The organism is Undibacterium sp. Tian12W (assembly GCF_049339405.1).
GTDB lineage: Bacteria > Pseudomonadota > Gammaproteobacteria > Burkholderiales > Burkholderiaceae_D > Undibacterium.
Window position 1 is genome coordinate 172754 of record NZ_JBMPPK010000007.1, and the last position, 24716, is coordinate 197469.

Annotated in this window: 19 protein-coding genes; 10 read left to right on the forward strand and 9 right to left on the reverse strand. The window is 50.0% G+C overall.

The window, feature by feature from the left end; genetic code table 11:
• Window positions 1-21: 21 nt before the first annotated feature.
• Window positions 22-1665, reverse strand: a complete 1644-nt coding sequence (locus tag ACO0LI_RS10815; RefSeq protein WP_423032571.1) for a M28 family peptidase — start codon at window positions 1663-1665, stop codon at window positions 22-24.
• 364 nt (window positions 1666-2029) lie between these two features.
• Between ACO0LI_RS10815 and ACO0LI_RS10820 the strand changes: the two genes are divergently transcribed.
• From ACO0LI_RS10820 to ACO0LI_RS10835, 4 genes are all read left to right on the forward strand, one after another.
• Window positions 2030-2422: a response regulator gene (locus tag ACO0LI_RS10820; protein WP_422951193.1), complete on the forward strand. Its 393-nt coding sequence runs from the start codon at window positions 2030-2032 to the stop codon at window positions 2420-2422.
• Window positions 2423-4066, forward strand: a complete 1644-nt coding sequence (locus ACO0LI_RS10825) for a diguanylate cyclase (protein WP_423032572.1) — start codon at window positions 2423-2425, stop codon at window positions 4064-4066. It begins immediately after the preceding gene.
• Between the two features lie 204 nt (window positions 4067-4270).
• Window positions 4271-5152: a phosphatidate cytidylyltransferase gene (locus ACO0LI_RS10830; RefSeq protein ID WP_423032573.1), complete on the forward strand. Its 882-nt coding sequence runs from the start codon at window positions 4271-4273 to the stop codon at window positions 5150-5152.
• 26 nt (window positions 5153-5178) lie between these two features.
• On the forward strand, window positions 5179-6981 hold the full coding sequence (locus ACO0LI_RS10835) for a bifunctional alpha/beta hydrolase/class I SAM-dependent methyltransferase (RefSeq protein ID WP_423032574.1): 1803 nt from the start codon (window positions 5179-5181) through the stop codon (window positions 6979-6981).
• Here ACO0LI_RS10835 and ACO0LI_RS10840 read toward each other — a convergent pair.
• Both ACO0LI_RS10840 and ACO0LI_RS10845 read right to left on the reverse strand, forming a co-directional pair.
• Window positions 6929-7549: a CDP-alcohol phosphatidyltransferase family protein gene (locus tag ACO0LI_RS10840; RefSeq protein ID WP_422951189.1), complete on the reverse strand. Its 621-nt coding sequence runs from the start codon at window positions 7547-7549 to the stop codon at window positions 6929-6931. The genes ACO0LI_RS10835 and ACO0LI_RS10840 overlap by 53 nt on opposite strands.
• Window positions 7546-8739, reverse strand: coding sequence for a phosphatase PAP2 family protein (locus ACO0LI_RS10845; protein WP_423032575.1), 1194 nt, complete (start codon window positions 8737-8739; stop codon window positions 7546-7548). Before ACO0LI_RS10845 ends, ACO0LI_RS10840 begins: the two co-directional genes overlap by 4 nt.
• 41 nt (window positions 8740-8780) lie before the next feature.
• On the opposite strand from ACO0LI_RS10845, the gene ACO0LI_RS10850 reads away from it, so the two are divergent.
• On the forward strand, window positions 8781-9878 hold the full coding sequence (locus tag ACO0LI_RS10850) for a patatin-like phospholipase family protein (protein ID WP_423032576.1): 1098 nt from the start codon (window positions 8781-8783) through the stop codon (window positions 9876-9878).
• A 2-nt stretch (window positions 9879-9880) separates the two neighbouring features.
• Window positions 9881-10612, forward strand: coding sequence for an SDR family NAD(P)-dependent oxidoreductase (locus ACO0LI_RS10855; protein ID WP_423032577.1), 732 nt, complete (start codon window positions 9881-9883; stop codon window positions 10610-10612).
• A gap of 225 nt (window positions 10613-10837) precedes the next feature.
• On the opposite strand, the gene parC is transcribed toward ACO0LI_RS10855, so the two are convergent.
• Together parC and ACO0LI_RS10865 are read right to left on the reverse strand one after the other, a co-directional pair.
• Entirely contained in the window at window positions 10838-13165 is a 2328-nt protein-coding gene (gene parC, locus ACO0LI_RS10860) for a DNA topoisomerase IV subunit A (RefSeq protein ID WP_423032578.1), read from the reverse strand.
• A gap of 51 nt (window positions 13166-13216) precedes the next feature.
• A complete protein-coding gene (locus ACO0LI_RS10865; protein WP_423032579.1) occupies window positions 13217-15208 on the reverse strand; it encodes a DNA topoisomerase IV subunit B in 1992 nt (663 codons plus the stop codon).
• 150 nt (window positions 15209-15358) lie between these two features.
• Here ACO0LI_RS10865 and ACO0LI_RS10870 point away from each other — a divergent pair, with 150 nt between their 5' ends.
• Window positions 15359-16186, forward strand: coding sequence for a response regulator (locus ACO0LI_RS10870; RefSeq protein WP_422951183.1), 828 nt, complete (start codon window positions 15359-15361; stop codon window positions 16184-16186).
• A 120-nt stretch (window positions 16187-16306) separates the two neighbouring features.
• Here ACO0LI_RS10870 and ACO0LI_RS10875 read toward each other — a convergent pair whose 3' ends face one another.
• Window positions 16307-17476 carry a vWA domain-containing protein gene (locus ACO0LI_RS10875; RefSeq protein ID WP_423032580.1) on the reverse strand — a complete coding sequence of 390 codons (1170 nt, stop codon included), beginning with the start codon at window positions 17474-17476 and terminating at the stop codon, window positions 16307-16309.
• A gap of 19 nt (window positions 17477-17495) precedes the next feature.
• The gene (locus ACO0LI_RS10880; RefSeq protein ID WP_423032581.1) at window positions 17496-18086 is read right to left on the reverse strand and encodes a GNAT family N-acetyltransferase; all 591 of its coding nucleotides are present in this window, start codon (window positions 18084-18086) and stop codon (window positions 17496-17498) included.
• Window positions 18087-18407: 321 nt separating this feature from the next.
• Between ACO0LI_RS10880 and rpsT the strand changes: the two genes are divergently transcribed.
• A complete protein-coding gene (gene rpsT, locus ACO0LI_RS10885; protein ID WP_162040741.1) occupies window positions 18408-18671 on the forward strand; it encodes a 30S ribosomal protein S20 in 264 nt (87 codons plus the stop codon).
• Window positions 18672-18939: 268 nt separating this feature from the next.
• Here rpsT and ACO0LI_RS10890 read toward each other — a convergent pair whose 3' ends face one another.
• Both ACO0LI_RS10890 and ACO0LI_RS10895 read right to left on the reverse strand, forming a co-directional pair.
• A complete protein-coding gene (locus ACO0LI_RS10890) occupies window positions 18940-19116 on the reverse strand; it encodes a hypothetical protein (RefSeq protein ID WP_422951180.1) in 177 nt (58 codons plus the stop codon).
• Between the two features lie 145 nt (window positions 19117-19261).
• The gene (locus tag ACO0LI_RS10895; RefSeq protein WP_423032582.1) at window positions 19262-19807 is read right to left on the reverse strand and encodes a pseudouridine synthase; all 546 of its coding nucleotides are present in this window, start codon (window positions 19805-19807) and stop codon (window positions 19262-19264) included.
• A gap of 360 nt (window positions 19808-20167) precedes the next feature.
• Here ACO0LI_RS10895 and icd point away from each other — a divergent pair, with 360 nt between their 5' ends.
• The gene (gene icd, locus ACO0LI_RS10900; protein WP_422942419.1) at window positions 20168-21421 is read left to right on the forward strand and encodes an NADP-dependent isocitrate dehydrogenase; all 1254 of its coding nucleotides are present in this window, start codon (window positions 20168-20170) and stop codon (window positions 21419-21421) included.
• Between the two features lie 359 nt (window positions 21422-21780).
• Window positions 21781-24699, forward strand: coding sequence for a DUF3857 domain-containing protein (locus ACO0LI_RS10905; RefSeq protein ID WP_423032583.1), 2919 nt, complete (start codon window positions 21781-21783; stop codon window positions 24697-24699).
• Window positions 24700-24716 lie beyond the last annotated feature (17 nt).

The window sequence follows — 24716 nt, forward strand, 5'->3', positions numbered from 1 at the left end:
ATATGACTCTGCTGCAGTCTGTTACTGCGCTGCGCGCTTCGCTGTTCGCGTATATATACCACCCTTTTTCCAGACTGGCATAGCAGTATCGTTAGCCACTGCATAACCCAGATTCAAGGTAAATTGCGCCTGTTGTAGCATGCCGCTTAAATCCCATGTCTGGTTATAGCGATCACGCGGGGTATGGTAGTCTTTTTTAAACGCTTTCATTTGCGCAGCCTCTTGTTCGGCATCATGATCGAAGGCAAATGATCCATCACCAGAAAACACGGCAGAACCGACATTAAATGCTGGAACACCGGCCCGCACGAAATTGAAATGATCTGCGCGAAAGAAGGCACCTCCTAAATCGGCAACGGGTGGTGCAATACGTAAGCCCATTTTTTTTGCAACGGACGTGGCGCTGTTAAACAGGCTGCTGTGCTCACTGCCTGCTACGCCCATGTCCTGGGTTTTGCCGACAAAATTCATGCTGTCCAGATTGAGATCAGCCGCAGTGTTTGCTAGTGGCCACAATGGATGTTGTACGTAAAATGCGCTGCCTAGCAGGCCCTGTTCTTCTGCTGCAGGCCACAAGAAAATCTGTGTTCGTTTAGTTGGATGTGTCACCGCAGCTTGTGCCATGGCCAGCAATGCCGCCGCACCGGAGGCATTATCTACGGCACCATTCCAGATTTGCGCAGGTTTACCGGGTTCCTGCACTATGCCCAGATGGTCCCAGTGCGCGGAATACAATAAGGCCTGCTGTTTCAGTTTTGCATCCTTGCCGGGTACCATGCCAATGATATTTTGCTGCTCCACTTTACGCACGCTGCTGCGCAATGTGACATGTACCCTTGCATCGATTGCGACCGGCTTGAATTCACGGGTTTCAGCTTGTGCACGCAGGGCATCCAGGTCTTGTCCAGCCGCAGCGAACAGGGCTTTTGCAGTATCTTCCTGCAGCCAGCCTTCCAGTGCATTACCCTTATTGTCATCGCTGCCAAGGCTGAAGCGCTCGTGGCTAAAAGATGTTTGTGGCACGTTCCAGGCGTAACTTGCTGATGGCGTAGTATGTATCAATAGGACACCCGCAGCACCTTGCCGTGCCGCTTCTTCAAACTTGTAGGTCCAGCGGCCATGATAGGTGAGTGCCTTTCCTGCAAAACGATTTGGCTCCGCCACTGTTGGCTGGGGATCATTGACCATCATGATCAGCAGCTTGCCTTTCAGATCGACGCCTTTGAAATCATCCCAGCGCTCTTCTGGTGCGCGTACACCGTAGCCGACAAATACCAGCGGAGCATCAAAATCATTGCTGGCTTTGCCGTTGGAAGCACCATACACAATCTCAGCTCCCAGGGCTGGCGACAGGGTAGCTTTGTTTGTTTCAAAACGGAGTTGGCTACTACTGAGGGTTTGGCTGCCAACCAGTGTTACCGTTTGTCTATAGCCGTTTGCGCCCGGTAAGGGCACTAACCCCATTGCTGCCGCCTGGGCTTCCAGATAGCGCACGGCGAGATCGCCACCGCGTTGTCCGGTGCCACGTCCTTCCAGTAAGTCGTCAGATAAAAATGCCAGATGCGCTCGTAAAGGAGCTTCTTGTACTTGTTGTGCCTGGACGGGATGATGGGACAACGCAAAATGTAAAGCGATGCTGGATATGGCGATAGACGCAAGGCGCATCAGTACTCCTGTGAATTCTATAAATTGATTTGATTTGGCTTGATTTGCGCCAGATCATATTACAAAGCAGGTGCTTTTTCTTTGCTTTAGATATTAATGATCTATGAAAACAGAAAAACAGCCATGTTCTCCAATTACTTGTCTTGAGGCAATGATAATCTTGATTGCTTGATGCACAAGTGAGCAATTATTTCAAAAAATACATTTTCTTTGGAAGTAAAGGGCAGATTTAAGTCCTGACTTGTTGTCGATGGCTCTAAGTATGATGATTATTCTGATAATGAACAGGATTTATTGTTGTTTTGCGAGTAATCTTGATTTATCCTGAAGCCATCTGTTTTATCTATCGCAATAAGGAGTAGTAATGACTTCTGCAACGCTCGCCAGCATTTTGTATGTTGAAGACGATGCTGATATACAAACCGTGGCTCAAATTGCTTTGGAAGTTGTCGGTGGTTTCAGTTTGAAAACCTGTAGTTCAGGGGCGCAAGCCATTGCCGAAGTCAATGCTGGCTTTGTTCCTGATTTGCTGCTGCTGGACGTCATGATGCCGAATATGGATGGTCCGACCACCCTGGCAGAGCTACGTAAATTACCAGGCACTGCTTCTACGCCGGTTATCTTCATGACTGCCAAGGTGCAGTCATCCGAAATGGATTTTTATAAGTCGCTGGGCGCTATAGGCGTCATTGCAAAACCTTTTGATCCTATGGAACTGTCTATCCAGGTGCGAGGTTTATGGCAGGAGAAGGCTTAAATGTCTGACAAAAATGATAGCCTGCAAGAAAAATTGCTTGCTCTCGAGGCAATTTTTTTCCAAAAATTGCCATCAAAGTTTGAAGAGATAACCAGTACCCTTCAAAAGGTCGTTGAATCCCCAACTGACAAAGAGTCCATGGTTGTCCTGCACCGCCATCTGCATACCATGGCAGGTTCTGCCGGTACATTTGGTTTTGCTGACATAGGCACCCAGGCCAGGGTATTTGAATCTACCTTAAAGCCGCATCTTGAAGGAAAAGCCTGGGACCCGACAGAGCTGAAAGCTTATTCGGAAGAAGTTAACCGCTATTTTGAATATGCCCTGAAGCATGACAGCAAGCCAGTCAATGGTGTGGCAGAGAGCGTGCAGGAAGAAGAACGTGAGCTCAGCGACCCCCACCTGATCTACCTGGTGGATGAGGATGAAGCGCAAAATCAGGAGATTACCACGCAGCTTGAGCATTTCGGCTATGAAGTGGTGCGCATCAATCACCTGGCTGCACTGGCAAAGGCGGTGGCTACCCGCAGGCCGCATGTCATTGTCATAGAACTGAGTTTCCCGGAAGGTAAGGTCGCTGGTGCTGAAGAAATATCGCGCATCAAGCAGATAGAGCGTTTCCGCATCCCCACCGTGTTTGTGTCCCGTTCCAGCAGCTTTGATTCGCGTTTATTGGCCGTGCGCGCCAGTGGTGACGGTTATTTCACCAAGCCTGTCGATGTTGTTGCACTGACTGAACGTATAGAATCCCTGCTGCAACTTGATGAAAACAAGGGTTATCGCGTGCTCATCATTGATGATGATGCCGTAACTTCCAAGTTCTACGGCGCGATCCTGCGTGATGCCGGCATGAATGTTTATCTGCTCAATGACCCTACGCAGATATTGACGGTGATGACAGATTTTCGTCCTGAATTGCTGCTCATGGATATTTATATGCCAGTCTGCAGTGGTGTCGAACTCTCGCGCCTGATCCGGCAAGATAATTCTTATGTCGATGTGCCCATCGTATTCCTGTCCAGTGAAGCAGACCTTAGCAAGCAGCTTGATGCTGTCAGGGCAGGGGCGGATGATTTCATTACCAAGCCGGTAGCGCCTGAATACCTGAAATCTTCGATTGCTTCCAGGGCTGAGCGTTACCGCTCCTTGCGCGCACTGATCATGCGCGACGGCTTGACAGGCTTGTTCAATCATACGGCGATCAAGGAACAACTGGCATCCGAGATTTCCCAAGCGGGCCGTACCGGTTCGCCACTGGCCCTGGCGATGATAGACCTGGATAATTTTAAAACGATCAATGACACTTACGGACATCCCGCTGGTGACCAGGTCTTGCGTACCCTGGCAAGGTTGTTACGCCAGCGCTTGCGCCGCAGTGATATCGTTGGCCGTTATGGTGGCGAAGAGTTTGCCGTGATTTTCCCGGACACCAATGCCACCACGGCGCGCCGCGTTCTTGATCAGGTCAGGCTGGCCTTCACCAAGATACAGCAACATTGCGAGGGTGGACATTTCTCGGTCAGTTTTTCTGGAGGAGTAGCGGATCTTGAGGCTACACTGGATGCTGATGAATTATTTGATATAGCCGATGCTGCCATGTATGTGTCGAAGCAGGAAGGGCGCAACCGCATCAGTCTGGCCTGAACTTAGCTACTGAGCAGGAAGTAAAACAGGAAATAAGACAGGAAACAAAACAGGCTGCCATGGAGACCCAACTCCGTGGCAGCCTGTTTAGTTTATGGCACAGTTTTGTACCTGCTTTGTTTCTTATGCTTACATATTGAAAAAGCAAGAGCACACAAAGTTCGGTGTACACTGGAGTATCTTTACTGTTGTTCAGGTTGCTTAGTGTTTTCAAAATTACTTCTCGGCAATTCGACTTTGGCTGCCATGTTGATGCTCTACCTGCTGCTGGCGTTTGCGAGTGTTGGTGTAGGCAGGCATAGTTTGCCCGAAAGCCAGTTGCGCAAACAGGTGAATGCCTGGTGGTTTATCTTCCCCGTGGTCAGTCTGAGCCTGTTTTTATATCCATTGGGGCCACTGCTGATGGCCTTGCTTATCGTCTTGCTGGCAGTGCGTGAATTGTCCCTGCACTACACCGGCCCTCGCTGGCGCTTCCTGTTGTCATGCTTTGTTCTGCTATTTTTGCAGGTGGGTTTGCAATATGTGGATAGCTTTGATGCTGGACTGATTTTGCCTGTCTTATTGTGTCTGCAAGCGCTGCAGTTTTTTATCTGGCGACAACGCAATCATTTACTTCTCATGCTGTTTTTGCTGCTCTGCTACGGCCTGAGTTTCATGCTGGATTTATTGACGCTGCCATTTTCAAATGAAGTCAGGCTGGCCTGGTTTTTTTATCTGTTTGTAGTAACTGCACTCAATGATATTGCGCAGTTCGTCAGTGGCAAAATTTTTGGCAAACAAACCATCGCCCCCACCATCAGCCCGAATAAAACTGTACAGGGTTTGATCGGCGGTGTCGTGATTTCCATGTTGGTATCTCTTGGCCTTGGCATGTACTTGCATCTTGCCAGCCCCGGTTATTTACTGCTGATGGGTATCTTGCTGTCGCTCGGCGGCTTTGCCGGTGACCTTATTTTTTCAGCAGCCAAGCGCTATCTGAAGATCAAGGATTTTTCTGAACTGATACCCGGACATGGCGGCATACTGGACAGGGTGGATAGCCTGGTCCTGACAGCACCTTTGCTGTATCTGGGATTGTTGTTTTGAAGTAAAGAATTTAATAAGGACTATGCATGACAACAGAATTGCAAACAAAATGGCTGTGCAGTGAATCTGGCTTTGATAGCCATGACAGTACCCGTTTGTTTTATCGCATCTGGCAACCGCTGGCGATTCCTGCAGGCCAGCCACAAAAAGCCCTGATATTTTTACACCGCGGCCATGAGCATTCTGGCCGCATAGGCCCGCTGGTAGAACAATTCGGTTTTACCGGGGACTGGGCGTTTGCCTGGGATGCACGTGGCCATGGCAATTCACCGGGTGAACGCGGTGATGCACCCGATTTTCAAACCATGGTGCGCGACTTTGACAGCTTCATCAATCATATCCATCAGACCTACGGTATCGCCAAAGAAGACATGCTCATTGTGGCAAACAGCGTGGGTGCCGTGATTGCCGCAACCTGGCTGCATGACTATGCGCCGCGCGTGCGTGGTGTGGTCATGGCTGCTGCTGCATTTGATATCAATCTGTATGTGCCATTGGCTAAGCCAGCGCTGCGCTTTGCCACCTGCTTCAAGCCTGACTTGTTTGTCACCAGCTATATACGCTCGTCCATGCTCACGCATTCTGCCGAGCAGGCCAAAGCCTATGATGCCGACCCGCTGATTACCAAGAATATTTCTGCCCGTGTTTTGCTGGACCTGGCTGATACTGCCAAGCGCGTGGTCGAGGATGCCCAGGCGATAGATGCGCCTGTGCTAATGCTGGTGGCTGACAAGGATTACGTCGTCAAACAGGCACCTCAAAAGCAATTTTTTGAAACTATCTCATCTACACTGAAACGCTATGTGCTTATAGAAAATTGCCATCACGCGATTTTTTATGAGAGCGAAAACCAGATGCAGCAAGCCATACAGGCCGCTAAGGATTTCATCAATGAATGTTATGCCAAAGAGCTGTTGCCCTTGCCGCATTACTTCAAGGCAGATACCTTAAGCCAGAGTGCGCGCCAATACCAGGCATTGCAACAAGGCAAATTAGGTGGGGCGCTGGAAAACGCTTTTTACGGCATGCAAAAATTCATGCTCGGTCACTTGGGCAGGCTCAGCAATGGCATGACGATAGGTTTGCAACACGGTTTTGATTCTGGCGCATCCCTCGATTATGTTTATCGCAACCAGGCAGGTGGTCGTTTGCTGATAGGTGGCATGATAGACCGTGGTTATCTGGATGCGATAGGTTGGCGCGGTATACGCCAGCGCAAGGCGCAGATGCAGCAGACTTTGTCTGACCTGATACAGCAATACCCGGCAGACCAGCCTGTGCGCATACTTGATATTGCTGCCGGTGGTGGCCGCTATGTGCTGGAAACCATCAAGCGCTTCCAGAACCGCAATATAGAAATCAGCCTGCGTGACTTTGACCAGGCCAATCTGGATCAGGCCAAATTGCTGGCAGAGCGTTTGCAGTTAAAAAACAAAATCAGCTATCAATGCCGCGATGCCTTTGCCGCAACCAGTTATCCGGCAGAAGAAGATGTCTATGACATCGTCATCGTCTCTGGTTTGTATGAGCTGTTCAGTGACAATGTGCTGGTACTGGCATCACTGCGCGGCATACAGCAGCAATTGAAAATTGGCGGGCATCTGGTTTACACCGGCCAGCCATGGCATCCGCAGTTATTGATGATCGCCAAGACCCTGAATAGCCATCGCGGCCAGTCATGGCAAATGCGTCCACGTCCACAGGCAGAGATGGACGCCCTGGTCGCCAGCATAGGTTGCAAAAAAATTGCGACTCAGCTTGGTATAGCGGGGATATTTACGGTGTCGGTGGCGCAGCGTGATGCGGCAGTGCCCGTTTTATCCGATTGAACAAAGTCCAGAGCAAGAGCAGCAGGACGATGATCAACACGGCATTCAGCCAGACTGCTGGAAGCTGAAACGCTACCAGCAGGGCCAGCAAACCAAAGGCAAAAGCACGGTCGCTTTTGCCCATGGGGCCGTCAAAGCGGCGTTTTGAACCTGCTAGCAAGGCGGCAACGCCTGCAAACTCTGTCAACAGTGCCAGCATGGCTACCGCAATCAGCAAAGGTACTTGTATCCCCGTTACCAGGGCAAAAGGCAAGGCCAGGGCGGCATCTGAAACCTGATCGCCAAGCTCATTGAGAATCGCTCCAAAGGCAGTTTTTTGCTGGGTGAAGTTGGCCAGCATGCCATCTATCGCATTCAGCGCCATGCGCACGAACATAAAGACTGGCAGCCCCAGCCACAAGCTTTTATTCTGCGGATAACAAGCCAGTGCAATGCCATAGGCGATGGACAAAACCATCGCCAGCAGAGTTACCTGATTTGGCGTGATATGTCGTTTCGCCAGGCTAGCCAGCAAAGGTTGCAGCAATTGCTGGAAGCGCGGCTTCAGTTGGTAAATAGAAAAACTCATGGTCTGCTGTTTGTTCCTTGTGACATATACAGTTTGGCCAGCAATATACATCGGCTATAACCCATGGCGCAATGCAGGTAAACCGTTTTGCCCGATTCAATTTCCTGGCGCATGTATTGCAAGATTTCATCGCTTACCTGTTTGCCCGGCTTGCGAAGATCGAGCAGAGGAAAATGTCTATAAGCGTGCTTGCGCAAGGCAGGCGTTTCGCTGAGTTCATTTGCCAGGTCGATGATGCTGCAATCTGGTGGCAGTTGTTTTGCCTCCCGGCTGCTGAGGCGGCGCCCTACCCAGAGTCGATCTGTCAATTTGATGATGACGGGTTTGCGCCTCTCACGCCAGACAACGGCCAGCCAGGTAAGCTGGTAACCGAGTAAATAAGGTGCATACATGGCCCATATCCACCACGGATATTGCCCCTGTTTTTTATGCAGAAAGTGAACATCGTTACGATAATAAGCCAGACTGACCAGGGCGAGACCGCATGCTATGTACAAAGCCAGCCAGCTATGGGCAAAGATGAAGCCTGTGATAAAAAATATGCTGGCAAATATCAGGTAATAAAACGCTACATGCGGTTCTGCTCTTTTCGGTTTGATAAAGACGAGGCAAAACAATCCCAGTAAAATGCCGCCCAGCACATCCAGCAAATGGTGTTGATAAGTGAATACCGTCGAGGCAGCTGTGAGAAGTAACCATATAGCCAGCGCCATGCGCAGCGGTCTTGCGCGGACATGCTCGCGCAAGGCGCTCCAGAATAACAGGCAGTAAGCAACATGCAGCGAAGGTAATTGATTATATGGTTTATCCATTAGCGCCAGATAATCATATAGATATGCACACCATGCAGAGGAGATGACAGGTCTGGGCCAGCTGAATTGCAGAGGGTAGAGCACGAAGATGAAGGCCGCAATGACGGTTGCCAGTAACAGGCGCTGGCTGAGCAGGCGTAATTGATCCTGGCTACGCACTACAAAGAATGTCAGACAAAAAAACAGGCCTGAACTGAGGTAGGGCAGTATCATCCATTGCAAAAACGGGATGTTAGCCTCAAATGTCAGGGCAGCGTGTCTTACCACTCCTTGCCGCTGCGCCAGTATATTCGCGGTCAGATAGCACAAGCCAAATGCCAGGGAATTCAGCAACCAGTGACGCAAGCGGTGTTGCACAGTTGCAGGAGTGGATGGCATTTGATATATGTTTAGCCTTAACAGTGTGATATTTTAGCAGGATGAATCAAGTTAAAAAATATAAACGCTGCATGGTATTGGCAGGTGGTGGGTTTCGTTTTGGTATTTACCTGGGAATGTACGCAGCCGCCTGCGAGGCTGGTCGTGCGCCAGACATACTGCTGGCCAGTTGCGGCGGTGCGATTGCGGCAAGCATCATTGCCGGGTTTCCTGACGATGCGCAACGCAAGGCATGGCTGAGCTCTGAAGAAATGTACCATTACTGGAGCGGTTTGAAATCTTCTCCCAGGGCAGGCATAGTCCGCGCCCTGGCCTTGGCCGCCAAACGTGGTTTTGGGCGTGACTCTGCCAGCACCATACCTGACCTGTTCAACGAATACCTGTTTGAAATCCCGGCGGAATTGCCCTTGCCACGATTGGCGGCAAGCGAGCAGTCAGTAGCGACTGCCATCATAGGTGGCAAATTGCTGTTTGATGAAAACGAAGTCGGCCTTGCCCGTGGCCAGCGCAAATTATTTGCCGAAACCGTGTTTTGTGATCCAAGAGCAGCAGCGCTGCTGGATGGAATGGCATCACCACTGGCAGACTCGCGTTGGGGTGAGCATGCCATTTCAGAGCAGTTATTGTGCGATGTGCAAACGCCAACCAGTCTGGCAGCACGTATTTCTATCACTGACATGTTTTACTTCCGATGCCATACCCACACTGATGGCAATTATTTTGGTGGTGTGCTGGACTTGTTCCCCATAGAGATTGCAAAACGCCTGGCCGATGAAGTCATGATGGAATTCAAGCAAAGCTTTGACCAGGCTTTTTCCATCCCTGCCTGGCGTACAGTACTGGGTCTCGATGGCAATGCCCGCTTGCGCTATGCAAATGGTCAGGCAGTTGATGTGCGTATCGATACCTCCGATGTAGCGACGGTCTTGGCCAAAGAGTCAGTACAAAAGAAGCTGGACTGGCGCAATAACCGCATACGCCTGAGCATGCCAGAAACCCATGCCACCTATGCTGCCTATATGGAAGCCCAATGGCAATATGGTTATGCACGCGGCATGGAAGCTTTCACCCGCCAGACGGCTTATGACGAAGCTGCCATGATACGCAGCAGCGATAAATACAGCCGGGGCATGGCCTGAGCATGAAGAGCATTATGGTCATAGGCGGCACCAGTGGCATAGGCCTGTCCCTGGCACGCCACTATCTGCAGCGCGGTGACCGGGTCGCCATCTGTGGTCGAGACTTGCAGCGCCTGCCAACTAACGTGCATGGTCTGCCTGGTGTAGTCAGCTACCAGTTCGATATTGCTGACCGTGCTGCTTTGTCGCAAGCCATCGATGACTTTGCTGGGCAGGGCCTGGACATGCTCATCGTTACTGCCGGTATTTATTACAATACCCGCAGCCATTTGCTGGATGAGGCTGCCACCCTGCATATGCTGCGCACCAATGTCAGTGGCCTGAGTCATGCATTTGAACTGGCAGCGGAAAAAATGCTGCTGCAAAAGTCGGGACAACTGGTTGCCATCTCATCGGTTGCGGGTTTGCTGCATGATTATCCCGGCGCGTCCGTCTATAGCGCGACCAAGCGCAGTGTCTTGAGTTTGTGTGATACCTACCGCATTGCACTCAAACCTTTTGCTATTGCCGTGACAGCGATAGTGCCTGGCTATATTGATACCGAAAAACTTCGGGCCTTGAATGAGGGCGATGCCAGTCATAAGCCTTTTATCATGTCTGAGCAGAAGGCAGTGGCCTTGATTGTAGAGGCTATTGCCGCACGGTGTGACAGGCTGGTGTTTCCGTGGCAGATGAAGTGGCTGATTGCGGCATTGAATTTGTTGCCTAGGTGGGTGTTGAAAATGAGGAAATAGGATTGTGTTACGCTGAATTTTTGCGTTTCAAATTACGGCAATCATACAGACCTCATTCCAGCATGATTTTGGCTGGAATCCAGCGACGCTTGTATAACAACAAGTGAAATGCCTTTGATATTCAATTTGAGCAGCTTGCAATGAAAAATCGTCCATGACACTTAGGTCATGGACGATTTTCAATATCACAATCAGTAAACAATACTGATCAAACGCAAACAGCTATTACTCTTTTGCCGTAATTTTTTGCAAGCCACTAGCCTTAATCTTGGCTTCCAGTGTCTTGCCTTTACGCGCACGCTTGCCGATATGGATACCCAGACCGCTTGCGCTGAGATTGACTTCCTGGGGTTTGCCACCACGGCCTATACCAAGCACGCGTACACCGCGTTGACTGATAGCCTGAGCTGACACAAGGCTTTCCTTGTCTTCCAATTCCATCAAGATCACGCCACGGCCACCGCTGGAGAGTTGCTTGATTTCTGCCAGACCAAAGACCAGCAAGCGGCCTTTTTCTGACAAACAGGCAATTGCGCTGGCGTCCTCAGTGACTACGGCTGGCGGCAGTGGCTGGTCTGCTTCTTCCAGTGTCATGAAAGCTTTACCGGCTTTCATGCGGCCTACCATGTCGCCGACTTTTGCGGTAAAGCCATAACCAGCGGTTGATGACAGCAACAGGCTGATGTCGGCACTGCCAGCAAAGTAATGCAAAATCTTGCTACCTACTGCCAGGTCGATCAAGGTGGTGATAGGCACGCCATCGCCACGGGCGCCGGGTAAGGCAGAGACGGCGACGGAATATACGCGGCCATTTGAACCAAATACCAGCAATTGATCTACCGTGCGGCATTCAAACGTGCCGTACAAGCTGTCACCTGCCTTGAAGGTGAATTGGCCATTATCATGACCATGGCCGGTACGTGCACGTACCCAGCCTTTTTCGGATATGACAACGGTCACTGGTTCATCGATGACTTTTTGTTCTATCGACGCTTTGGCGGCTTCTTCAATGACAGTGCGGCGGGCATCGCCAAATTGTTTGGCATCGGCCTCAATTTCCTTGATGAGCATGCGCTTCATTGAAGACGGATTTTCCAGCAAATCGTGCAGACCCGCTTTTTCTTTACGCAATTCATCCAGTTGCTGTTGGATCTTGATAGATTCCAGACGTGCCAACTGACGCAAGCGGATTTCGAGAATATCTTCCGCCTGGATATCTGACAGCTTGAAGGCAGCAATCAGTGCAGGCTTGGGATCGTCAGATTCACGAATGATGCGTATGACTTCATCAATATTCAGCAAGACCGCTTCACGACCTTCCAGGATATGAATGCGGTCATCGACCTTTTTAAGGCGGAACTGGGTACGGCGTGTGACGGTGGTAAAGCGGAAGGCTATCCATTCACTAAGGATGTCAAGCAAGCCTTTCTGGCGCGGGCGGCCATCGCCGCCTATCATCACCAGATTGATCGATGCCGAGGTTTCCAGCGAAGTGTGGGCGAGCAGCATTTGCATGAACTCGGCCTGATCCTGATTCTTGGATTTTGGTTCCAGTACCAGACGTACAGGCGCATCCTTGCCTGATTCGTCACGTACCGTATCCAGTACCGACAGGATGACCTGTTTCAATGCGGCTTGTTCAGGCGACAGCGTCTTCTTACCCAGCTTGATTTTTGGATTGGTTAGCTCGTCAATCTCTTCCAGTATTTTTTGTGACGAGGTACCTGGTGGTAATTCAGTGACTACGGCTTGCCATTGGCCCCGTGCCATTTCTTCTATCTTCCAGCGTGCACGTACCTTCATGCTGCCGCGGCCAGTCGCATACATATCGGCAATGGTAGAAGCTGGCGTAATGATTTGCCCGCCACCCGGGAAGTCCGGGCCGGGGATGTATTCCATCAACTCGGCATGTTTCATGGCCGGGTTGCGTATCAGGGCTACTGCGGCTTTGGCAACTTCAGTCAGGTTATGGGAAGGAATTTCTGTCGCGAGACCCACTGCAATACCGGATGCACCATTCAGCAAGACGAAGGGCAGGCGGCTGGGCAGCAATTTTGGTTCTTCGGTAGTGCCGTCATAATTAGGCTGGAAATCAACCGTACCCTGATCGATTTCATCCATGAGCAATTTGGAGATTGGTGTCAAGCGCGCTTCTGTATATCGCATCGCCGCCGCACCGTCGCCGTCGCGGGAGCCGAAGTTACCCTGGCCATCAATCAATGGGTAGCGCAGAGAGAAATCCTGCGCCATACGCACCAGCGCGTCATAGACAGACTGGTCACCATGTGGATGCAGCTTACCCAGTACATCACCAACCACAGCAGCAGATTTACGCGGCTTGGCGGCAGAGTTCAGGCCCAGCTCATTCATCGCATACAGGATGCGGCGTTGCACTGGTTTTTGACCGTCGCAAACATCAGGCAGGGCGCGGCCTTTGACGACCGAGATGGCGTAGTCAAGATAGGCGCGTTCTGCAAAGGTCGCCAGGGTCAGGGTTTCACCATCGCCTGGTGGCGGTGGGGTTTGATCAAATAAATTCGCTTGTTCGCTCATGGTTCTATTCGTATTTTTTGTATTCTTTTATGGTTTGCGAGATCAGGTATCTTAGATGTCGGCTTCAACTGCATTACCATGCTCTTCTATCCAGGCACGGCGGGCGGCGGCTTCGCCTTTGCCCATCAGCATATTAAAACGGCCTTCAGAAAAGACCTGATCAAACTCACCCAGAGAAACTGGCAGCAGGCGGCGCGTATCCGGGTTCATCGTGGTTTCCCATAATTGGTTGGCATTCATTTCACCCAGGCCCTTGAAGCGGGAAATCGCCCAGGCGCCATCCTTGACACCGTCCTTGCGCAATTTGTCTTCGATAGCGATAAGTTCGCCTTGATCCAGTGCATAGATTTTCTGTGCCGGTTTCTTGCCACGTGCAGGTGCATCAACGCGGAACAGTGGCGGGCGAGCTACGCAGATATGGCCGCGTGCAATCAGTTGCGGGAAGTGACGGAAGAACAGTGTCAGCAACAAGACCTGGATGTGCGAACCATCAACGTCAGCATCAGAGAGTATGCAAATTTTGCCGTAGCGCAGATTGGTAAAATCAACAATCTCATTCATGCTATGTGGATCAACGCCTATTGCGACGGCAATATCATGAATCTCGTTATTGGCAAACAGGCGGTCGCGCTCAGATTCCCATGAGTTCAAGACCTTGCCGCGCAGTGGCAAGATCGCCTGGAATTCCTTGTCGCGGCCCATCTTGGCAGAGCCACCTGCAGAATCACCCTCGACCAGGAAGATTTCATTGCGGGCAATATCATTCGATTCACAGTCGGTCAGCTTGCCAGGCAAGACGGCCACGCCTGAAGATTTTTTCTTTTCCACTTTCTGGGCAGAGCGCAGGCGCGATTGCGCTTGCTTGATGACCAGTTCAGCGAGCTTCTTGCCATATTCCACGTGGGAGTTCAGCCACAGTTCCAGTGGTGGCTTGGTGAAAGACGACACCAGACGCACGGCATCGCGGGAATTCAGCCTTTCCTTGATCTGGCCCTGGAATTGCGGGTCCAGTACCTTGGCAGACAAAACGAAGGATACGCGGGCAAATACGTCTTCTGGCAAGAGCTTGACGCCTTTAGGCAGCAAGGAATGCATCTCGGCAAAGCTCTTCACCGCACCAAACAGGCCTTCACGCAAACCGGATTCATGCGTACCACCAGCGGGGGTAGGGATGAGGTTGACATAGGATTCACGGACGACATTGCCTTCTTCTGTCCACGCCACTACCCAGGAGGCGCCTTCACCCTCGGCAAAGCCGTCGCTGTCTGAATTGGCAAATTGCTCGCCTTCAAACAGGGGGATCAATGGTTCACCATGCGAAGACTGTGCCAGTGCCTCAGTCAGATAGCCACGCAAGCCCTGGTCATATTGCCAGGTCTGGCTCTCGCCGGTTTTGGCATTGAGCAGCGTGACTTTAACGCCCGGCAGCAAGACTGCTTTGGAGCGCAACAGGCGTTGCAATTCGCCTTGCGGGATGTTGGCGCTGTCAAAATACTTGGCATCTGGCCAGATAGTGACGCGCGTACCGCTTTTTTTGTCTCCGCGCGCCAGTGGCTGGCTGCGTAATGGTTCTATCACATCGCCATTGGCAAAAGTCAGGTTATGCAGGCCTGCTTCGCGCCAGACTGTGATTTCCAGACGCTTGGACAGCGCATTGGTGACTGAGACACCGACGCCATGCAAACCGCCGGAGAAGGCATAGGCTCCACCAGAGCCTTTATCAAACTTGCCACCTGCATGCAAACGGGTGAAGACGATTTCCACAGTAGGCACGCCTTCTTCTGGGTGCAAACCAACTGGAATACCGCGGCCATCATCTTCTACACTGATACTGGTATCAGCATTGATGGTAACGAGGATGTTCTTGCAATGCCCGCCCAGGGCTTCATCCGAGGCATTGTCGATGACTTCCTGGATGATATGCAGCGGGTTTTCGGTGCGGGTATACATCCCCGGTCTTTGTTTGACCGGCTCCAGGCCTTTGAGTACTCGGATGGATGATTCGCTATAGTCTGACGGAGAAGTATTTTTTTTAGTGGCCATGCGAATGAAAATCTGTTGTTTTGGTTAATTTTTTGATGATGTTTTGCAATTTTTTTGTGAGGCTGGCAGAATTAAGCTGTATTCTTGCAGCGTTTTTGCAGCTATTGTAGCTGCAATGATCGAAGCTGCAATGTGTAAGATGGAAAAACGATGCCAACAAAAACTCCAACGATCGCGATCCGACTGTTTGGATTTTCTCCAAAAGAGGAAGAAACCTTCTCAACCGTTCTTGCTGTTCTCCGCGAGAAGGGCTATCGCTATCTGGTATTAAAAGCCGGTAGTTTACAAGATCCTGACATTCATATTGTCAACGCAGAGGATTTAAAAGCACTGGCGACCCTGTCCGACCTCAATCTGGGCGGAGCGCAGCCAGTATTGCTTATTGGTAAGACTGAAGTCAATTTACATTATCAGTCCATGCCGCGTCCTATACGCTGGCGTAAATTGTTTGACGTCCTCGATGAACTGATAGACCGCCGTCAGCTCTTGCTGACCACCCTGAGCGCCTTTGGTGAGGTGGCTGTGCCTGAGCGCCGCCGCCGCGAACGTCTTGACCTTGATCTGACCGACCCCAGCGAATACCAAAAGATGCGCAGGCCCAGTGTGCCCAAGGGCGGCATCATGATCGTCGATAAGGACATGCGCTTTCGCGAGTATGTCGCCATGATCATGGATAAATATGGCATCACCGTGACACTGGCAACAGATGAACGTAGTGCCCTGATGCTGGATAAGAACAATCGCCATGCCATGACGATGATTAATTCTTCCACGCCAGACATTGACCCTTATCGCCTGTGTGCTGAGCTGAAAAAGCAAAATACAGACCGTAGGACAACGGTGATCTTTTTGGTTGATAAGAGTTTTAATTATAAAGTTGCAAATGCGCAACAGGCAGGGTGTGAAGGCTTTTTGACCAAGCCTTTGTCGAGGAAGCAGGTGTTGTCGACAATACAAAAGTTTTTGCAGTTGCGGTAACAAATAAAATAGTCACCCAGCACTCGCTTGTCCCTGGTAAAAGCCCCTACCTATAATGTAACAATTGTCTAAAACAAGCTTTGGCAACACAGTCTGCCAAAGCTTGTTCTTGATTGATTGTTATTTGCTCAACAGCCTCATTCCCCGCTCCAGACCCTCTATCGTTACCGGAAACATACGGTTACTCATAATCTGCTTGATGACGGATATAGACTGCCGGTATTGCCACAAGCCTTCAGGTTCAGGATTGAGCCAGATGTATTTTGGGAAGGCAGACGTAAACCGTTGCAGCCAGGTCGCGCCAGCTTCTTCATTGTTGTATTCAACAGAGCCGCCAGCTTGCAGGATTTCATACGGGCTCATGGTCGCATCACCGACGAAGATGACCTTGGTATCGGGCGTGTATTTGCGCAAGACATCCCAGGTTGGAAATTTTTCTGCATGGCGGCGGCGGTTGTTTTTCCACAGATAGTCATAGACGCAATTGTGGAAATAAAAGAACTCCATATTCTTGAATTCTGTCTTGGCGGCAGAGAATAATTCTTCAGTTTGAGCGATGTGGTCGTCCATGGTGCCGCCTACATCCAGCAACATGAGCACTTTGATATTGTTCTTGCGCTCAGGCTGCATCTTGATGTCGAGGTAACCGGCATTGTTGGCGGTGGCCTTGATTGTCGCATCCAATGCCAATTCTTCTTCTGCACCTTGGCGGGCGAATTTGCGCAGGCGGCGCAGGGCGACCTTGATATTGCGGGTGCCGAGTTCGCGTTCAGCGTCATAATCGCGGAAGGCGCGGGCTTCCCACACCTTGACGGCGCTACGGCCACCGCCTTTGCCACCTATGCGTATGCCTTCCGGGTTGGTGCCGCCATTGCCGAAAGGCGATGTGCCGCCCGTGCCTATCCATTTGCTGCCACCTTCGTGGCGTTCTTTTTGTTCTTTGAGCAATTCCTGCAACCTGTCCATCAGCTTGTCGTAGCCAAATTTCTCGATGGCGGCTTTTTGCTCGTCCGTCAAATCACGCTCCATGCGCTTCATGAGCCAGTCCAGCGGGATGTCGGGGCGCTTTTCAAATATCGTGTCTATGCCCTTGAAGTACAGGCCAAAGGCTTTGTCGAACTTGTCGTAATGCGCTTCATCCTTGACCATGATGGTGCGCGCCAGGAAGTAAAAGTCGTCGAGTGACATGCTGATCAAGCCTTTTTCCATGGCCTCCAGCAGCATCAGGAATTCCTTGATGGATACCGGGATCTTGGCGTCTTTCAGGGTAAAGAAAAAATCGATCAGCACTGGTCAGTCTCCCTACTATTTATTCATATTTGGATTGCATATATTGCAAATTCTTTTTCACGCCCGCCCATTCAGAATGCAGGATACTGTATACCACCGTATCACGGATGCGGCCATCAGGCAAAATCATGTGATTGCGCAAGACGGCATCACGCTTCGCACCCAGGCGTTCTATCGCTGCCTGTGAGCGGCGGTTAAACCAGTCAGTACGAAACTCGACAGCTATACAGCCAAACTCTTCAAAGGCATGACCCAGCAACAGCAATTTGCACTCGGTATTTACCGGGCTGCGCTGTACCCGCTGCGCATACCAGGTGTAGCCTATTTCCAGACGTTTGTTATTGATGTCCATATTACAGTATCTGGTGGCGCCGACTATCTGGCCAGTCGCATTTTCGCGGACGACAAAAGGAACGGCTTTTTGCTGCTGTTGCATGTCCAGGGCGATATTGAGCCAGTTCTGGGTATTATCGGGGGAGGGGACTGAGGTAAAAAACAGCTTCCATAATTCACCATCTGCGGCGGCGACCTGGATATCAGCCAGGTGATGCTGTTCCAGCGGCTCCAGAGTGGCGTGTTTTCCTTTTAAAGTAATAGCGTTGCAGTGCATGTTCATCCTTGTGATGGTGGATTGTGGATTGTGGATTGTGGTGTCGGCAGAGAAATGGCATTGGTAGTAAAATCTGGATAGTGCCTAGTTTTGCATCCCCACACCCAGGCGCATAGGTACAGTCGTGCAGATTTTGAGCATGACAGTTGCGTAAATTTCGCTGAAACAGCAGAAATATGCCTGTCTGTTGCAAGAATCGACAGGAAAGCTTGCTATCAAAAATAAATCCGGTTATACTGCAAAGCTGTATAGAATTTTTGCGGCGTGGCATTTAAATCAAATGTTTTGACCTCGTCGCTTTGACCACGTTTAGGAAATCTCATGGCAAATACCGCACAAGCACGCAAACGTGCTCGTCAAGCAGTTAAACTGAATGCACACAACTCCAGCCAGCGCTCTACGCTGCGTACAGCGATCAAAGCTGTTCGTAAAGCAATCGAAGCTGGTGATAAAGCTGCTGCTGCAACAATTTTCCAAAGCTCCGTATCGGTTATCGACCGTATCGCTGACAAGAAAATCATTCACAAAAACAAGGCAGCTCGCCATAAGAGCCGTCTGGCATCTGCTTTGAAAGCACTGGCTTAATTTAAGCCTGCTTCTAAAGCTGTAAGTCAGTGCTAATGTGCTGACTTGACTGCCTGAAGTGAAAAAAGCCGCAATTTATTGCGGCTTTTGCTTTTTGTCGCTTCTTTATCGTTTTTTCGTTTCTATGATTTGCATTTGTAGCTTGATGCATGTTTGATGCGTGTTGGAGCTCTTTAAGCACGCCCTTAAAACTGCCGGTCAATAATTTCGAACGCAAAAAAAGGCAGGTGATAAGCCTGCCTTGCTTCTGTACTGAAAAGCGACAGAATTACATGGATGCAGAAGCGGATGCAGATGCTGCTTTAGCTTTCTTGGCTTTCTTCGCTTTTTTTGCTGGTTTGGAAGCTTCAGTAGAAGCAGCAGCGGATGCTGAAGGAGCAGGTGCCTGGGCGAAAGCAGCAGAAGCAAACAGACCTACGACCAGAGCGGCGATCAATTTTTTCATTTTGGTGTCCTTCATAAAGTATTGGTTAAGAGTGATTCAATTGAATCAAGGCAAATAACGCTACCGATGAATCGGGCGTTGACAGGAATTCTAATTAATTTATAACGTTTATGGATTTTTTTCTGAATTTCTGTGCAAACATTATTTAAATTTTAACTTCTTGCCATTCGCCGGGTAGTAAGGGGTGGGTTTCCAGTGAATATCCACCTATGCTGATACGCACCAGGCGCAAAGTTGGCAAGCCAACTGCTGCTGTCATGCGCCTGACCTGACGATTTTTTCCTTCTGATAAAGTCAGGCTTAGCCAACTGGTAGGAATGTTCACCCGTTCACGCACCGGCGGGTTGCGTGGCCATAGCCATTCTGGCGGGTATATATGTTTGACGACGCAGGGCTGGGTCACAAAGTCACCAAGGTCCAAAGGCTGACGCAGTTTTTCCAGTGCTTCGCGCTTCGGTGTGCCTTCGACTTGCACCAGATAAGTTTTTGGCTGTTTGTGATCGGGGTGGCTGATACGGTTTTGTAGCTGGCCGTCATCAGTCAGTAATATCAATCCCTCACTATCTGCGTCAAGCCGGCCAGCGGGATAGATGTGCGGTATCTTGACATAGTCAGCCAGGGTAGGGCGGCTGGGGTGTGCCGAAAACTGGCACATCACATTAAATGGTTTGTTGAGTAAAATCAGTTTCATGGCAATATGGTAACCGTAAAATGCACTTGCATGATTGAACAGTGGTGCATAGTCTGCCATATGAAAAACGAGTGTATGCGAAGATAATTTCCCTTATGCCAATTACTTTGTGTCTGTCCAGGTGAGATTGTCCCAGAGCTTGTCATTTTGTATTTTCAAACTGGGTAATACGTGAAAACCGAAGTCGCCGTGACGCCAGCAAAGCTGACAAACTGATGGCATACGGTAAAATAGTAGTGCATAATACGAAAAGATGGTCTTGTGTCTTATAGAAGAGTGATTACTCTACAAAATATACGCACGCAAGGCAGATGATGAGAAAAGCGTGACCCGCTTGATCGCCCAACTACGGAGAAAACGATGTATCAACATATTCAAGTACCTGCTGAAGGTAAACAAATTACCGTCAATGCTGATTTTTCATTGAATGTACCTGACAATCCTATCATTCCATTCATCGAAGGTGATGGTACTGGCGTTGATATCAGCCCGGTCATGATCAAGGTCGTTGATGCGGCCGTAGCAAAAGCCTATGGCGGCAAACGCAAAATCAGCTGGATGGAAATCTATGCTGGCGAAAAATCCACTAAAGTATATGGCCCTGATGTCTGGTTGCCAGAAGAAACGCTGAAAGTCTTGAAAGACTACGTAGTTTCCATCAAAGGCCCATTGACTACGCCAGTTGGCGGCGGCATCCGTTCCCTGAACGTGGCCCTGCGTCAAGAGCTGGACCTGTATGTCTGCCTGCGCCCAGTACGTTATTTCAAAGGCGTGCCATCCCCAGTGCGTGAGCCAGAAAAAACAGACATGGTCATCTTCCGCGAAAACTCTGAAGATATCTATGCTGGTATCGAATTCGCTGAAGGCTCTGACCAGGTTAAAAAACTGATCAAGTTCCTGACAGAAGAAATGGGCGTCAAAAAAATCCGTTTCCCAGAAACTTCCGGTATCGGCGTCAAGCCAGTATCCCGTGAAGGTACGGAACGTCTGGTACGCAAAGCGATCCAGTACGCCATCGACAATGACAAGCCATCTGTGACTATCGTCCACAAAGGCAACATCATGAAGTACACCGAAGGTGGCTTCCGTGACTGGGCATATGCTCTGGCGCAAAAAGAATTCGGTGCTGAGCTGATCGACGGCGGCCCATGGTGCAAATTCAAGAATCCTAAGACAGGTAAAGAAATCACTGTTAAAGATTCCATCGCTGATGCGTTCCTGCAGCAAATCCTGTTGCGTCCGGCAGAATACAGCGTTATTGCTACACTGAACCTGAACGGCGACTATATCTCTGACGCGTTGGCAGCTCAGGTTGGTGGTATCGGTATTGCTCCAGGTGCAAACTTGTCTGACTCTATCGCGATGTTTGAAGCAACTCACGGTACAGCACCTAAGTATGCCGGTAAAGATTATGTGAACCCAGGTTCCCTGATCCTGTCCGCAGAAATGATGTTGCGTCACATGGGCTGGCTGGAGGCGGCTGATCTGTTGATCAGCGCAACAGAAAAAGCCATCACAGCCAAGAAAGTCACTTATGACTTCGCCCGCTTGATGGAAGGCGCGACACAAGTGTCTTGCTCCGGTTTCGGCGATGTCATGATAGAAAACATGTAAATCTGAGTCCGCTGTTTGTTTGTTTGGCAGGAGTAAATCCGGCCAGACAGTCAAGACGCAGTCAAAGCCCCCTGTTTTGCGACAGGGGGCTTTTTTGTCGCTTATCTGCACCATGAGCGTGAGATTTAATGAAGTTTTCTTCTACCGGTTTTTAGACAAAAAAACATGTCATTCTGATAGAATCAAGTTGAAAAACAAATCTCGAAGTTGATTTTCAAGGCGGGTATAGTTTGTTGGATCAAGGCTTCGGGATCCGTATGTGACCACTCCGGTCTGTGTTCCTGTGGCTTGTGACAGCAAAATGCTATTCACTTATCTTGATCATGGATTTCAAGTAAGTGCCCATTCCTTGCATACTTATGACGCCATTGATGACACCAGCCCTGCTCAAACTGACCAGGCTGAATAAAATATCCTCTATATCCTTCAAGAGTACTGCTTCTGTACTATGCATCTGTTTTTGCCTCTGTTTGCTGGTTCTGGGCAGTCATGCCTCTGCGGCGCAAACCGAAGTGCAGACCGAAGTGCAGACTAGTGGCAGGCCACAGGAATCCCAGCGCTTCGAACGAAACCTGACTCGCGCTGAACCAGTGCCCTCATGGGTGGAATTGGATAATGGAAGCCAGGTGGCAAATGCCAGTAATGCAGCGCCACTGGTGATCCGCCTGTCTGATGTCCAGACCTATGTAGATAAGCAGGCGAGCACTTATGTGCATCGCATGATGCAGGCAAATGAAGCCTCCATGCTTACGCAGGTGGGCCGGATTGAGATTCCATTTCATCCTGAATATCAAAAAGTGGGCTTGCACAGTATCCGGGTCATACGGGGTAGCCAGGTATTTGACAAAACGACCACTGCTGATATCCGTTATCTGCAGATGGAAAGTGAACTTGATTCCGGTATTTTTACGGGTTCAGTCACAGCATCGATTGTGATTGACGATATCCGCGTGGGTGATATTGTCGATATAGCGTATTCAACGACGGGGCAGAATCCGGTTTTTGACGGTCATTTCTTCTCGACCCTGGTATGGGATAACGGCTACCCGATTTTACGCAAGCGCATACGCCTGAACACGCCTGCCAGCAGGCCTGTCAAGTACCGCATTCTTGGCCAGGGCAGCGGCAATATCCAAACCAAAGAAGAACAGCTTGCGGGCCGCAAGATCATTACATTTACTGCAGATCAGATCAAGGCCATCGAGTTTGAACCCTATGTGCCCCAAGACATATTCCAGTTCAGGGTCATACAGTTTTCAGAGTTTTCACAATGGCAGCAAGTTAATCAGTGGGCACAAAATCTGTTTGATGTGAACACCAATAGTGCTGAGCTTGATAAAGTCGTCGCGGGGTTGCGTGGGGCAGGGAACTCAGACCAGACTGTGCAACAAGCGCTGGCGTATGTACAGAATGAGATACGCTATCTGTCGATTTCCATAGGCGAGAATTCTCACAAGCCTTTCCCGCCAGATGTGGTGCTGGCTCGCCGTTATGGTGATTGCAAGGATAAGTCTTTGTTGTTATCGACGATTTTGCGCAAACTGGGAATAGAGGCATCCCCGGTTCTGATTTCTGCATCCAATCCGGCAATGCCAGGAAAAATGCTGCCTTCACCTTTGGCATTTGATCATGCAATTGTCAGGGTAAAAGTGAATGGCAAAGTCTATTACCTCGACCCGACCAGGGCAGCCCAGTACGGGCCACTTGCCAATATGGGGCAGGTACATGGCGGTGCTGAAGTGCTAGTGATTAACAAGGATACTTTTGAACTTGGCACGATTTCCAAAAATGAAGAGGGCACAGCGACCGTCAATGGGCGTCTGGAAAAAATACGTCTGGATAAAATGGATGGTATGGCTGAGTTTCAAGTCACGCATCAATATTCAGGCGTAGAAGCAGAACAGATACGTTCCTATGTGGCAAGGCAAACTAGGGACCAATTAAAAAATGCCTATATCGCCTCAGTGTTAAGGCGGTACCCTGATGCCGAGCTCAAGTCTGGCCCCACTGTATCTGACAACCGCCAGGCCAATACAGTCAATATTGAATTGAAATTCCAGATACCTGGCTTGCTGGTCAAAAATGCTTCGGGATGGCAGCTGCGTTATCAGGCATCGAATATGCGTGAACGGTTTTATGTTCCCGAAAACCCCAAGCGCAAGCAAGCCCTGGTCGTGCCGACACATCCGCCGCTGATACGCTATGAACTGGAAGCCAGATTGCCAGAAGAGGTCAATGCGAACTATACGCCGTCGATTACAAATATCGATGACACGGCATTCAAGGCAAGTGAAACTTTGACTTTCAAACAGAATATATTCAAGGCCAGCGTAGAACTGCGCAGCCTGACAGACAGGGTAGCGCCGCAGGACGTGGTTGATTTCATGGCGAATACCCGCAAAGTCGGTGTCATGCTGGAAGGTAGTATACAGATACGCAAGACAGACTTGCGCGATGCGGCTGTCCGTAAGGTACCTGATGTGGCTAATGTGCCTAACGTTCCGGATGTGCCTGATCTGCCCATGAAGCAGAGAATCAAAGAGCAACTGGAAGAAGACATCCGCAACAAATCCAGTCTGATCAATGAAGCGCGCGCCAGCGGTAATAGTTCTGCACTGGCTCTTTGCGAACGCGGTTTGGCGTATGCACGTGTGGCGCGCAAGTCTGATGCATTGGCGGATTTGCAAATGGCCAAAAAAGATGGCCTGGATACTCAGGAATATGTGCGCTGCCGTGCAAGCACCTACTTTGCACTAGGTGACTTCAAGAATAGCGAGGCTGACAGCGCACGATTATTGTCCATTGGGGCCGCTGACAGCAGGCTCTACATGTTGCGTGGCATGTCCCTGTATGCCCTGGGCAAATGGAAGGATGCCACAGACAGTTTTGCTTTAGCGATAGAAAAAAGCAGTGGCAGCCAGTCCAAACTGCGCGCCAGCATCATGCGCCAGCTTGCACTCAGGCGGCAGAATCTGTCAGTGATAGCGGCGAGCGTTAGCGATGGCGGTGACGATTGGCTCAATGACATGTTGTCTGCCACGCAGCCCGGTGGTAAGTCTGAAGACCAGGTATTGCATCAGGTGCATAAACGTACCGGTGATGAGCTGGATATGGCGCTGGCTGAAGCATACTTCTATATCGCGCAACTGAATATGATTAACGGTAACAAGATCAAGGCCCTGGTTTACATGCAAAGGTCTTTTGAAAAAAGCATGCTCAATGCAGATTACAGGCCATTGGCTGAGTTTGAAGCAGAGCGATTGAAGAAAAATAAATAAAACTATTAATGAGGGAG